The organism is Serratia sp. TSA_130.1 (assembly GCF_052691795.1).
On the sequence record NZ_JBQZFS010000003.1, the window covers coordinates 370,157 to 382,772 of the forward strand.

Genomic DNA, 12,616 nt, shown 5'->3' on the forward strand with positions numbered 1-12,616 from the left:
AGCCGTTCACGCCATGCAGACGTCGCGAGACGGCAGGGCTAAGCGTGGTTCAGTTTTGGGAAGGGCGCTATGGTAATGGAAGGCGGCGCGTTCGTCACCTGCAAAACCGGATGATTTTTCTAAACCTGGCGCAATCTCAAAACAGCCCCATCTGCCCGGTGACCAGCGTGGTGAAGTCGTCGTGCAAGAAAGGGAGTATAGCGTCTGCCACCGGTTGCAGCTGACGTTCGAGGTAGTGCTGATAATCGATGGGCGAATGGCGGGTTTCCAGCGGTTCCGGCCCGGCGACGGTCATCACGTAGCTGATCCAGCCGCCGTTCTGATACTGCAGCGGCCGCCCCTGGCTGCGGTTGTAGTCGTCGGCGATGCGCGCGGCGCGGGCGTGCGGCGGCACGTTGCGCTGATAGTCGTCGAGCTTTCTGCGCAGCCGTTTGCGGTACACCAATTGATCGTCGAAGTCGCCGTTCAGGGTCTTGCCGACGTAGTCACGCACATAGTCCTGGTAGGGCTGTTGTTTGAAGATGCGCTGATAGAGCTGCTGCTGGAACTGCTGCGCCAGCGGCGTCCAGTCGGTGCGCACCGTTTCCAGGCCTTTGTACACCATCTCTTCCTGGCCGTCGGCGCGCGCGATCAGACCAGCGTAGCGTTTCTTGCTGCCCTGCTCGGCGCCGCGAATGGTCGGCATCAGGAAGCGGGAATAGTGGGTTTCGAACTCCAGCTCCAACGCGTTCTCCAGCCCGAACTGCTGCTGCAGATGCTGTTGCCACCAGGCGTTGACCCGTTGCACCAGCGCCCGGCCGATCTGCGCCGCCTGTTGCTCGTCATGCGGCTGTTTCAGCCAGACGAAGGTGGAGTCGGTGTCGCCGTAAATCACCTGATAGCCTTCGGCTTCGATCAGCTCGCGGGTTTGGCGCATGATCTCGTGGCCGCGCAGGGTGATCGACGACGCCAGCCGCGGATCGAAGAAGCGGCAGCCGCTCGATCCCAGCACGCCATACAGCGCGTTCATGATGATCTTCAGCGCCTGTGACAGGGGCTTGTTGTGCTGGCGTTTGGCGGCCTCGCGCCCTTGCCAGATCTGCTCGACGATCGCCGGCAGGCAGTGTTTGCTGCGCGAGAAGCGGGCGTTGCGAAAGCCGGGCACCGAGTTGGCGTCGTTTGGGTGGCGCATGCCTTCCACCAACCCGACCGGATCGATCAAGAAGGTGCGGATGATCGACGGGTACAGACTTTTATAGTCCAGCACCAGCACCGAGTCGTACAGGCCGGGCCGGGAATCCATCACAAAGCCGCCGGGGCTGTGTTCCTCCGGCTGTTCGCCGAGGTTGGGGGCGACAAAGCCCAGGCGATGCATGCGCGGCATATAGAGGTGGCTGAAGGCCGCCACCGATCCGCCGCTGCGATCGGCCGCCAGCCCGGTGACGGTGGCGCGCTCCAGCAGGAAGTTGAGCAGGTCGGCCTTGGCGAAAATCCGCGTCACCAGCTCGCAGTCTTTCAGGTTGTAGCGGGCCAGCGCCGGCTTGTCTTCGGCGAAGCGCCGGTCGATCTCCGCCATGCGCTGATAAGGGTTGTCGATCGCCTTGCCTTCGCCCAGCAGTTCCTGCGAAACGTATTCCAGGCTGAAGGAGGGAAAATTCCAGGTGGCGGATTTCAGCGCCTCGATGCCGTCGATGATCAGGCGGCCGGCGGCGGCGGCGAAAAAGTGATTCTGCTTGAAACCATGCTCGCGCCATTCCAGCAGGTTGCCGCCGCGCCCCAGCCGCAGCGGGATTTGGTAGCGCTCGGCGTGCTTTTGCAGCACCCGCAGATCGAACTGCACCAGGTTCCAGCCGATGATGGCGTCGGGATCGTGACGCTCCAGCCACGCGTTCAGTCGTTCCAGCAGTTGAGGGCGGCTGGCGCAATATTCCAGATCGAAATCCAGCGGCTCATCGCCGCCGTTGGCCGGCCCCAGCATGTAGACCTGCCGCTGGCCGCAGCCTTCCAGCGCGATGGAGTAAAGCTCGCCGTGGGCGGTGGTTTCGATATCCAGCGACACCAGTTTTAGCGTTGGGCGGTACTCCGGCGCCGGCTTCATTTGGCCGCTGAGCAACGGCCCATTGCCGTCGCCCAGGCCGTTGAACCATACCGGCGCGGTAATGAAGCGTTCCATCAGGTAGCGCTCGGGCGGGCGAATGTCGGCCTCGTAGACCGCAACGCCGCCTTCCCGCAGCAGTTTTTCCAGCTTGATGAGCTGACGGTGCTGGCGGCAGTACAGCCCCAGCATCGGCCGGTGATGAAAATCCGTTAGCGCCAGCGGTTTCAGTTCGACTTGCCGCTCTTCTCGCAGCAGCAGTTCCGCGCGCTGCCTTTGTTCGGCGGGGATAAACGCCACCGAGGTTTGCGGCGGCAGACGCAGCTGGCGCGGGCCCGCGTCGGTCGCCAGCCAAAATTCGACCTCGGTGCCGGCGGGCGTGTCGCGCCAGTGGCGAGTGAGCAGGAACCCCTGTTGCAGTGCTGTCATAACCCCTTCGTTTTTCGCCGGGCGGCGTGTGCGACGTTCAGCGTGATGTCGGTTTTGGCGCTAATATAGATAAATTATAGTATGGGTTTTTATACAGTGATTGTCCATTGCCGCGCGGCGTTGCCAAATACGCATACAATTCATCGATTGACTCGCCAGCGGCGGCGCTGGAAAATCCTCGGCCCCGTTTGGCCCGAATAATCCACAGAGGTGTAATGGAAGCCTATTTACAAGATTTGATCACCCAGTCACTGGCTTTCACTCTGATGGTCGTTCTGCTGGTCGCTTTTCTGGAGTCGTTGGCGCTGGTGGGGCTGCTGTTGCCTGGCACGGTGATGATGGCCAGCATCGGCGCGCTGATCGGCAGCGGCAAGGTGGATTTTTACTACGCCTGGGCGGCGGGCATCGTCGGCTGCCTGCTCGGCGATTGGATCTCCTATTTCGTCGGTCGCGCCTTTAAGGGGCCTTTGCATCGCTGGTCGTTTCTGAAGAAGAACAAAGCGCTGCTCGACAAAACCGAACATGCCTTGCACCAGCACAGCATGGCGACCATTTTGATCGGCCGCTTCGTTGGCCCGACGCGCCCGCTGGTGCCGATGGTGGCCGGCATGCTCGATTTGCCGCCGTACAAGTTTGCGTTGCCGAACATCATCGGTTGCCTGACCTGGCCGCCGGTCTATTTCTTCCCCGGCATTCTGGCGGGGGTGGCGATCGATATCCCCGCCGACGCCAACAGCGCGACGTTCAAGTGGCTGTTGCTCGCGGCGGCGCTGCTGGTCTGGCTGGCGGTGTGGCTGAGCTGGCGCTGGTGGCGCGAGGGCAAGCGCAACGCCGATCGGCTGAGCCGTTGGCTGACGCCGCTGCGGCTGCGCGTGGTGTGCGGATTGAGTTGGCTGGCGGCGTTGGCGGTCGGCTATTTGCTGAGCCAACAGCCGCTGATGCCGGTGTACCGGCATCTGTTGTGGCAGGTGCTGTCCGGGCAATGATTGCGGGGGCATTAGCCCCCGTTCGCCTTACTGGAAGAACGCTTCCAGCTGTTCAAATACCCGCACGTCTTCGCTGTGGCGCTTCACCCGCAGCACGTCTTCCAGCTTTTCCACCTGGCTTATCATTTGTTCCAGCCGCTGATCGTCGGCGACCAATAGCCAAATGCGGCTCTGTTGGCCGTCTTTCAACGGCAGACACAGAATGCCTTCGACGTTGAACGCGCGGCGGGCGAACAGCCCGCAAACGTGCGACATCACGCCGGGATGGTTGCGCACCGCCAGCTCCAGGATCACCTGGGGTTTATCTTGTGGTTGCAGCATGGCTTATTCTCCAATCATGTCGATGTTGGCGGCGCCCGGCGGCACCATCGGGAACACTTTTTCGTTGATATCGATCAGCGCGTGGATCAGGCAGGGACCCGGGCGCTGGATCGCCTCAGCCAGTGCCGCCTGAGGATCTTCCGCGGCGTTCAGATCGCAGGTATCCAGCCCGAATCCGGCGGCGATTTTCAGGAAGTCGGTACGCTTCGGATAGGCGGCGGCGAAGATGCGCTGTTGGTAGAACAGGGTTTGCTGTTGGTGCACCAGCCCCAGCGCCTGGTTGTTCATCAAAATGATTTTCACGTCCAGATCGTGCTCGACCGCGGTGGCCATTTCCTGAATGTTCATCATCAGGCTGCCGTCGCCGGAGAAGCACAGCACTTTACGTTCGGGCTCCGCCAACGCCGCGCCGATCGCCGCCGGCAGACCGAAGCCCATGGTGCCCAGGCCGCCCGACGTCAGCCACTGGCGCGGCCGGCTCAGCGGATAGGCCTGCGCTACCCACATCTGATGCTGACCCACGTCGGTGGTGATGATGGCGCTGTCGTCCACGCAGCGCGCGGCGGCCAGCACCAGGCCGTAATGGCTCAGCGGATCGTCGGCGTTCGGCATGTTGAACGGGAATTCGCGCTTCAGATCGTTGACGGTGTTCAGCCACGCGCTGCGCGGCTGCGTGTCGATCTGCGGCAGCAGCTGTTGCAGCACCTGGCCGACGTCGGCATGGATCGCCACGTTGGCCTGTTTGACCTTGCCCAGCTCGGCGCGGTCGATATCCACATGAATGATGGCGGCGTTAGGGCAGAACTGCTCGGTTTTGCCGATCGCCCGATCGTCGAAGCGCGCGCCCAGCACGATCAGCAGATCGGCCTCCTGCAGAATGAAGTTGGTGCTGCGCGCGGCGTGCATGCCCAGCATGCCCAGCGACAGCGGGTGTTCCACCGGCATCGCGCCCAGCGCCATCAGCGTCATGGTGGTGGGCAGACCGGCGCGCTCGGCCAGTTCCAGCGCCTGCCGGTGAGCGTCGGCGCAGATGATGCCGCCGCCCAGGTAGAGGATGGGGCGTTTCGCCTGATTGATCATCGCGGCGGCCTGCGAAACCAGCGCCGGATCGAAGCTCGGGGCGGCGTCCGGCACGGCGATTGGCGGCAACTCTTCCAGGGTGATGGTGGCGGTCTGCACGTCTTTCGGCACATCGATCCAGACCGGGCCGGGGCGGCCGGACTCGGCGATGCGGAACGCGTCGCCAATCACCTGCGGCAGCTCGAGGATATCGCGCACCAGATGGTTGTGCTTGGTGATCGGGATGGAAATGCCGTAGGTGTCCACTTCCTGGAAGGCGTCGGTGCCGATCATCGAGGAAGGCACCTGCCCGGTGATGCACACCAGCGGAATGGAGTCGAGCTTGGCGTCGGCGATGGCGGTGACCAGGTTGGTGGCGCCCGGCCCGCTGGAGGCGATGCACACCGCCGCTTTGCCGTTGGCGCGCGCCATGCCTTGCGCCATAAAGCCCGCGCCCTGTTCGTGGCGCGCCAGCACGTGGTGAATGCGGGTGCTTTGGCTCAGCGCGTCATACAGCGGCAGCGCGGCGCCGCCAGGGATGCCGGCGACGGTGGTGATGCCCTGACGCTCCAGCAGATGAACGATCAATTGTGCGCCGGTGAAGCGGGTACTCGGTTGAGGCGTGCCCGAAGTTGCCATGTTCCTGTCCTTTCTCAAGGCCGGTGAGCTTTTCTGGGCAGGGTGCTAAAACAAGAAACCCCGCCCGGTTTGCGCCGGCGGGGTTTGGGAATCGATGCGTTGATTCGGACCCTACGGCGCATTGCCGACGACCACCACCACACGCACGACGACCACCGCGGCTGGTAGCGCGGTAACTAGTAGGGTCGAAGTCAGCGAGGATGCGATCACAGGGAACCTTATCATCAGTAAAAAAAGTCAGGTTTTTATAAAAACACAGGCGCAAAATTCGCACAACAGGTTTATTGGCGCAGCATAAAAAACGCGCGTCAGATCACGCTTTACCCGAAATGCCCAGCACGCGCGCTTCGGGCGCGCTGCCGTCCAGCAGGGCCTGCGTCGGGCCGTCGTAGTAGATGCGCCCGTCGACCACCAGCAGCGTGCGCGGCGCGATGCGCGCGGCGTCGTCGAGGTTGTGCGACACCATCAGCAGCGTCAGGTCGCGCTGTTCGCACACCGTCTGCAGCAGCTGCAGCATCTCGTTGCGCAGCGCCGGATCGAGCGCCGAGAAGGGTTCGTCGAGCAGCAGGATCGGCCGCCGGCGAATCAAACAGCGCGCCAGCGCGGCGCGCTGACGCTGACCGCCGGAAAGCTGCGCCGGCAGGCGATCCAGGTGTTCTTCCAGGCCGACCTGACGGGCGATGTGTTCTCGCTGTTGACGTTGCTGCGCAGTCAAGCGCAGACCGGGATCCAACCCCAACCCGATGTTCTGCGCCACCGTCAGGTGCGCGAACAGGTTGTTTTCCTGAAACAGCATCGACACCGGCCGTTTGGCCGGCGGCGTGGCGGTGTGGTCTTCGCCGTTCAGCAGCAGCCGGCCGCTGGCCGCCGGTAGAAAACCGGCGATCAGGCTCAGCAGGGTGCTTTTACCGGCGCCGCTGGGGCCGAGCACCGCGACGCGCTCGCCCGGCTGGATGCGCAGATCAAAGCGCATCGGCAGGTGTTCATACAGATAGGTCAGTTTTTCAAGCGTCAGCATGGCGGCCCGGTAAGCGTTCAATCAGGGTAAACAGCAGGAAGCACAGCAGCAGCAACAGCAGCGCGGTCACCGCCCCGTCCTGGCTGCGGTAGGCGCCAATCTGCTGATACAGGTAAAAAGGCAGGGTACGGAAATGCTCGTTGCCAAACAAGGCGACCACGCCGAAATCGCCGATCGACAGCACGCAGGCGAAGGCCAGCGCCTGCGCCAGCGGGCGGCGCAGGGCGCGCAGTTCAATCAGCCGCAGCCGTCGCCAGCCGCGGATATCCAGCGACAGGCACAGCGGGTTGTAACGTTCGGCGAGGTCGCGCATCGGGTTCTCCAACACCTTCAGCGCATAGGGCACCGCCATCAGCGCATTGGTGAGGATCACCAGCGCATAGGGCGACTGCGGCAACCCGATCGTATCGTTCAGCAGCAGGAAGAACCCGGTGGCCAGCACGATGCCCGGCATCGCCAGGATCACCATGCCGCTCAGCTCCAGCGCTTGGCCGCCGCGCAGCTGCTGCCGCAGTTTCAGCTCGCGGCTGCTCCACAGCAGCATCATCGTGAGCGCCACGCACAGCGCTCCGGCGCCAAGGGCGATGCGCAGCGACGTGAACAGCGCCTGCCACAGCACCGGCTGGCGCAGCACGCTGATGATAGCCTGATTGGCGCCGTCGGCGATCACCGCCAGCAGAGGCGGCAGCAGCAGCAACAGCGCGGCGGCGATCAGCAGAAAATCGCTGATGCGCCGCCACAGGCTGTCTTCCGGGTTGCGCCAGCGCTGGGCGTGGGTATGCCCTACCGGCAATGCCTGGCTCAGGCGTTGGCTGATCAGCACCAGCCCCAGACAACAGCCCAGTTGGATCAGCGCCAGCAGGGCGGCGCGGCCCAGATCGTAGTCGTAACTCAACGCCTGGTAGATCGCCAGCTCGATGGTGGTGGCCTGCGGCCCGCCGCCCAGTGACAGCACGGTGGCGAAGCTGGCGAAGCACAGCATGAAGATCAGCGCGCCGCTCGGCAGGATTTGGCGGCGCAGCGCCGGCCATTCGACGAAGCGGAACTGCTGCCAGCCGTTCATGCCCAGCTGGGCGGCCAGCTGGCGCTGTTCCACCGGAATATTCTCCAGCGCCTGCAGCAACAGGCGGGTAGCCAGCGGCAGGTTAAAGAACAGGTGCGCCAGCAGAATGCCCTGCAGCCCGTAGGGCGAGAAATCATACTCGACGCCCAGCCAGCCGCACAGCGTCGCCAGCCAGCCCTGGCGCCCATAGACGCTGAGCAGGCCGAACACCGCCACCAGCACCGGCAGCACCAGCGTCATGGCGCACAGTCGCAGCAGCAACTGCCGGCCGGGGAAACGACGCCGGTAGAGCGCGCGCGCCAGCAGAATGGCGGGCAGCACCGAAATCAGCGCCGACAGCAGCGCCTGCAGGAAAGTGAAGCGCACCACGTGCCACAGGTAGCTGTCCTGCCACAGGCCGCGCCAGCCGCTGTCCGGCGAGTGACGCCACAGCGAGCCCATCGCCAGCGCGGCGACCAGCAGGATCATGCCGGCGGCCAGCAGCCCCGGCCAGAGCCAGCGGGGGATCAGCGGCTGACGGCGGTTTGCCATGCCCGGATCCAGCCGCCGCGTTGTGTGGCCACCTCTTCGGCGCTGTATTGCAGCGCGGTATGCGGCACGTTCATCTGTTCAAAGCCGACGGGCAGCGGGGTGTTGATCACCGGGTACATCCAGTTGCCGGTCGGGATGGTGTTCTGGAATGCCGGCGTCACCATGAACTGCATGAAACGCTCCGCCAGCTCAGGCTGTTTGGCGGCCTTCAGTTTGCCGGCCACTTCCACCTGCAGGTAGTGGCCTTCGCTGAACGTGGCGGCGGCGTAGCGGTCTTTTTTCTCGGCGATCAGATGATAGGCGGGGGAGGTGGTGTAGCTGAGCACCAGATCGCCTTCGCCTTTCAGGAACAGGCCGTAGGCTTCGCTCCAGCCTTTGGTGACGGTCACGGTCTTTTTCGCCAACTGCTGCCAGGCGGCCGGCGCCTTGTCGCCATACACTTTTTGCATCCACAGCAGCAGGCCGAGGCCCGGCGTGCTGGTGCGCGGATCTTCGTAGATCACCTTCCAGTCACGATCGCTGCTGACCAGCTCCTGCAGGCTTTTCGGCGGGTTCTTCAGTTTTTCCTTGTCGTAGACGAAGGCGAAGTACCCGTAGTCGTAAGGCACGAAGGTCGCGTCCTGCCAGCCGCCCGGCACCGTCAGTTTGGCGGTGTCCACGCCGCTCGGCGCGAACAGGCCGGTTTGCTGCGCCGCCTGCAGCAGGTTGTTGTCCAGCCCCAGCACCACGTCGGCGGCGCTGTTCTTGCCTTCCATGCGCAGGCGGTTCAGCAGTGAGACGCCGTCTTCCAGCGCCACGAACTTCAGCTCACAGTCGCACTCGGCTTCGAAGGCTTTTTTCACCGCCGGGCCTGGGCCCCAGTCGGCGGCGAAGGAATCGTAGGTGTAAACCGTCAGCGTCGGCTTGGCGAACACCGGCGCGGCGCACAGCAGCAATAAGCAGGGCAGATATTTTTTGACCACGTTGCACTCCTGAAAAATAAGGGGGCAAGGGCATCTGAGGGGGCGAGGCGGCGTCGCCGGTTCGCTGGGCTCAAATCCCTCCGCCGGTATTGACCGGATCAGGTTCGACGGGTGTGCTCTCAGCGGAAAATCGGGCTTATCACGCGGCCCGACTCTCCGCACCCCGTTGAGACGGCGCTATTGTAAAGATTAACCGACCCGGGCGAAAGGCGCTTATGCCTCCGGCGGGGCAAACCAGGCTGACTTGAAGTCGAACCAGCCGAGGGTGTTCATTCGCACGCCGCGCATGCTGCGCTGGCCGTGCAGCTGCAGCCAGTGGTGGAACAGCGGATGCAGTTGGTGATTGCTGACCAGGCGCTGGCAGAACTCCGCCAGCGGCAGACGGTTGGCGCGCCATAGCGCCGCATCCTGCGCCAGGTCCTCGCTCATGCAATGCTGCATCAGCGGCAGCTCGTACAGCGTGGCGAACAGCGAAAACTCCAGCGGCAGATAGAAGTTGGCGCTGCCGAGCCACAGATCGCTGCGCGCGTCGCCCTGGTGCCAGGTCGCGTAATCCACGCTTTGCACGATCAGGCGGATGCCGTGCTGCGCCAGCAGCGGCTCGATCGCCTGGCGGATGGCGTGGAACTCCGAATGCTCATTGAAGTGAGTCAGCGTCAGTTCGGTCAGCCCCGCCGGTTTGGGCTGCTGCGCCAGCGCGCGGTTGTGGTGCCAGCGCGGCAGCAGGCCGTACGCCGGCGACCAATAGCGCTGGTAGAGCGGCCCGGCGTGGCTCAGCAGCGAAATGGGGTTGATCAATTCGCACAGCCAGCTGCGCATGGCGGGATCGGCCGCCAAGGGAGAGCGCTGATCGAACAGCAGGAAGTAGCAGCCTTCTTCCAGCCGGCTTTCCAGCTCGCTGTTGCCGGTTTCATCGCCCTGCAGCTGTACGCCGGAGTGCACCAGTTCTTCGGAGAATTCCGGCAGCACCCAGATGTTGACCTCATCGATCAGCGCCCGGTAGCCGAAATAGTCATCGAAGGCGTGGATCTTCATCTGGCTGGGAAGGTTGCGCACCACGCGGTAGGGGCCGGTGCCGATCGGATGGCGGGTGAAGTCCGGCAGATCGCGCCATTCGCGCGGCAGGATCATGGCGTGCACGCTGCCCAGCAGCCAGGGTAACCAGTGGTCGGGGCTGCGCAGATGCACGTCGACAACGAACGGCGTCGGCGAGGTGACGCTTTCGATATGCGAGAACAGCGGTTGCGAGGTCAGACGCGAAAGCGAGCTGATGACGTCCGCCATCTCCAGCTCGCGGCCATGATGAAAATGGATCGCCGGGCGCAGGTAAAACCGCCAGTGCAGCGGCGTCAGCGCCTGCCAATGGTGGGACAGATCGGATTCGAGTTCCCCGTTTTCCTCATTTATGCGCGTCAGGCCGTTGAAGATCTGACGCGCCAAATGGGTCTCGGAACGCCGCAGCGCCGAGCCGGGCAGCAGGTTGTACAACTGCCGATAGTAGAGCACCCGCAGGATATGTTTCCCCTGACGGAAGCTGCGCCCCAGCTGCGACAGCAGCATTTGGCGCACCACGTTTTTGTCGCCCACCAGCTGCACCAACTGATCGATGCGATCCTGCTCCAGCAGCTCCTCGGCCCGCTGTTGCTGCAGCGCCAGGCCGGTGTAATGAAAGGTTAGCCGCGAACGCTTGCCGCGTCCCGACTCCGCCTGCCAGGTGAGCCAGCCCTCCCGCTGCATGGCGCTCAACAGGGAGCGTACGTGGCGCCGCGAGCAGCTCAGCGCCTCCGCCAGCGCCTGCAGCGTGGTGTCGGTGGTTTCACCGTGGCAGCGCTGCCACAGACGGATGAACTGCTGCTGCAATCTGGACGTGGACATAAAAGAGGAACACTCCTGTCTCAACTCGTCAATTTTTCTTTCCCTATATTACGCCGATAATTTTCATCAATGAAAGGGGAGGGCGTAATCATGAAAGCTTTCTTATCCAAATCGTTCTATCAGCGCTATTTCAGCGCGGTGCGTCGGCAGCACGCCGACTGGCTGAGCGTGGTGCCCGAGCAGGCGCGGCTGGCAATATTGGCGCACCTGACGCAATGGGATATCAAAGAGATGAGCGACAAGCAGTATCGCGAGCACCTGTAAGGCGCTGCGGCATAAAAGTTTCTGAGTAATGGTGCTGTTTCACCAGCCAGTGGGTCGCCCCACTGGTTTTTTTATTTGCGGTTAGGGCGATGGACTTGCATTTTCCTCGCCGTGGCCTAAGGTTTTTGCTTCTGCTTTGGGATCAGGGAAGAGGATATGGAACGCCTGAGACGGTTATCACTGCGCATCAACCCCATCTTTGCCGCCTTCCTGCTGATCGCTTTTCTCTCCGGCATCGCCGGCGCGCTGCTGACGCCGACGCTCAGCCTGTTTCTGACCACCGAAGTTAAGGTGCGGCCGCTGTGGGTCGGGTTGTTTTACACCGCCAACGCGGTGGCCGGCATCGTCGTCAGCTTCCTGCTGGCTAAACGTTCCGACACCCGCGGCGATCGGCGCAGGCTGATCCTGCTGTGCTGCCTGATGGCGGTCGGCAACTGCCTGCTGTTCGCTTTCAACCGCGACTACCTGACGCTGATCACCGCCGGGGTGTTGATGTCCGCCGTTGCCAACACCGCCATGCCGCAGATCTTCGCGCTGGCGCGGGAATACGCCGACAGCGAGGCGCGTGAAGTGGTGATGTTCAGTTCGGTGATGCGCGCCCAGCTTTCGCTGGCGTGGGTGATCGGCCCGCCGCTGTCGTTTGCGCTGGCGCTGAATTACGGCTTTACCGTGATGTTCCTGATCGCCGCCGCCACCTTCGCTATCTGCGTGCTGCTGGTCGGGTTCATGCTGCCTTCGGTGCCGCGCGCGGCGGACGGCGACGGGCTGCGGGACGGTGCTTCCGCGCCGATTGCGCCCGCCAGCGCCTGGCGCAATCGCGACGTGCGTCTGCTGTTTATCGCCTCGATGCTGATGTGGACCTGCAACACCATGTATATCATCGACATGCCGCTGTATATTACCGCCGATCTCGGCCTGCCTGAGGGGCTGGCCGGGGTGCTGATGGGCACCGCCGCCGGGCTGGAGATCCCGGCGATGCTGCTGGCCGGTTACTACGTCAAACGTTTCGGCAAGCGCAACATGATGCTGCTGGCGGTGGCGGCGGGCGTGCTGTTTTACCTCGGGCTGACGGTGCTGGCGACCAAGCCGACCCTGATCGCGTTGCAGCTGCTCAACGCGGTGTTTATCGGCATCGTCGCCGGTATCGGCATGCTCTATTTTCAAGATTTGATGCCGGGCCGACCGGGCGCCGCCACCACGCTGTTCACCAACAGCATCTCGACCGGGGTGATCCTGGCCGGGGTGCTGCAGGGCGCGCTGGTGGAGAACCTCGGTCATGGTTCGGTGTATTGGATGGCGGCGCTGCTGGCGCTGGCGGCGCTCTGGATGAGCGCCAAAGTGCGTGAAGTGTGAGGTCAAACGACGGCATTCTTGATGCAAGTCATTGAGAAGGCT

Annotated in this window: 11 protein-coding genes and 1 riboswitch; of the genes, 3 read left to right on the forward strand and 8 right to left on the reverse strand. The window is 63.3% G+C overall.

What is annotated here, in order from left to right:
- Nucleotides 1-136 precede the first annotated feature (136 nt).
- A complete protein-coding gene (locus ACUTQY_RS14835) occupies nt 137-2,503 on the reverse strand; it encodes a DNA polymerase II (RefSeq protein WP_046688223.1) in 2,367 nt (788 codons plus the stop codon).
- A 215-nt stretch (nt 2,504-2,718) separates the two neighbouring features.
- Between ACUTQY_RS14835 and ACUTQY_RS14840 the strand changes: the two genes are divergently transcribed.
- Nucleotides 2,719-3,489 (forward strand): DedA family protein, encoded by a 771-nt coding sequence (locus ACUTQY_RS14840; protein ID WP_046688224.1) that lies wholly within the window; start codon nt 2,719-2,721, stop codon nt 3,487-3,489.
- Nucleotides 3,490-3,516: 27 nt separating this feature from the next.
- On the opposite strand, the gene ilvN is transcribed toward ACUTQY_RS14840, so the two are convergent.
- From ilvN to sgrR, 7 genes are all read right to left on the reverse strand, one after another.
- Nucleotides 3,517-3,810, reverse strand: a complete 294-nt coding sequence (gene ilvN / locus ACUTQY_RS14845; RefSeq protein ID WP_033641839.1) for an acetolactate synthase small subunit — start codon at nt 3,808-3,810, stop codon at nt 3,517-3,519.
- Between the two features lie 3 nt (nt 3,811-3,813).
- Entirely contained in the window at nt 3,814-5,508 is a 1,695-nt protein-coding gene (gene ilvB, locus ACUTQY_RS14850; RefSeq protein ID WP_046688225.1) for an acetolactate synthase large subunit, read from the reverse strand.
- 111 nt (nt 5,509-5,619) lie between these two features.
- Entirely contained in the window at nt 5,620-5,733 is a 114-nt protein-coding gene (ivbL, locus tag ACUTQY_RS14855; protein WP_154747116.1) for an ilvB operon leader peptide IvbL, read from the reverse strand.
- 88 nt (nt 5,734-5,821) lie between these two features.
- Nucleotides 5,822-6,526: a thiamine ABC transporter ATP-binding protein ThiQ gene (gene thiQ / locus ACUTQY_RS14860; protein WP_046688226.1), complete on the reverse strand. Its 705-nt coding sequence runs from the start codon at nt 6,524-6,526 to the stop codon at nt 5,822-5,824.
- A complete protein-coding gene (thiP, locus tag ACUTQY_RS14865; protein ID WP_089196583.1) occupies nt 6,513-8,120 on the reverse strand; it encodes a thiamine/thiamine pyrophosphate ABC transporter permease ThiP in 1,608 nt (535 codons plus the stop codon). Before thiP ends, thiQ begins: the two co-directional genes overlap by 14 nt.
- Complete coding sequence (thiB, locus tag ACUTQY_RS14870) at nt 8,096-9,082, reverse strand: thiamine ABC transporter substrate binding subunit (protein ID WP_042783680.1); 987 nt, start codon at nt 9,080-9,082, stop codon at nt 8,096-8,098. The genes thiP and thiB overlap by 25 nt, the downstream gene beginning before the upstream one ends.
- A gap of 57 nt (nt 9,083-9,139) precedes the next feature.
- Nucleotides 9,140-9,258: riboswitch (TPP riboswitch) on the reverse strand.
- Nucleotides 9,259-9,295: 37 nt separating this feature from the next.
- On the reverse strand, nt 9,296-10,957 hold the full coding sequence (gene sgrR, locus ACUTQY_RS14875) for an HTH-type transcriptional regulator SgrR (protein WP_033641844.1): 1,662 nt from the start codon (nt 10,955-10,957) through the stop codon (nt 9,296-9,298).
- Nucleotides 10,958-11,047: 90 nt separating this feature from the next.
- On the opposite strand from sgrR, the gene sgrT reads away from it, so the two are divergent.
- Together sgrT and ACUTQY_RS14885 are read left to right on the forward strand one after the other, a co-directional pair.
- Entirely contained in the window at nt 11,048-11,221 is a 174-nt protein-coding gene (sgrT, locus tag ACUTQY_RS14880) for a glucose uptake inhibitor SgrT (protein WP_071883530.1), read from the forward strand.
- Nucleotides 11,222-11,377: 156 nt separating this feature from the next.
- The gene (locus ACUTQY_RS14885; protein ID WP_033641845.1) at nt 11,378-12,574 is read left to right on the forward strand and encodes a sugar efflux transporter; all 1,197 of its coding nucleotides are present in this window, start codon (nt 11,378-11,380) and stop codon (nt 12,572-12,574) included.
- Nucleotides 12,575-12,616: the final 42 nt, after the last annotated feature.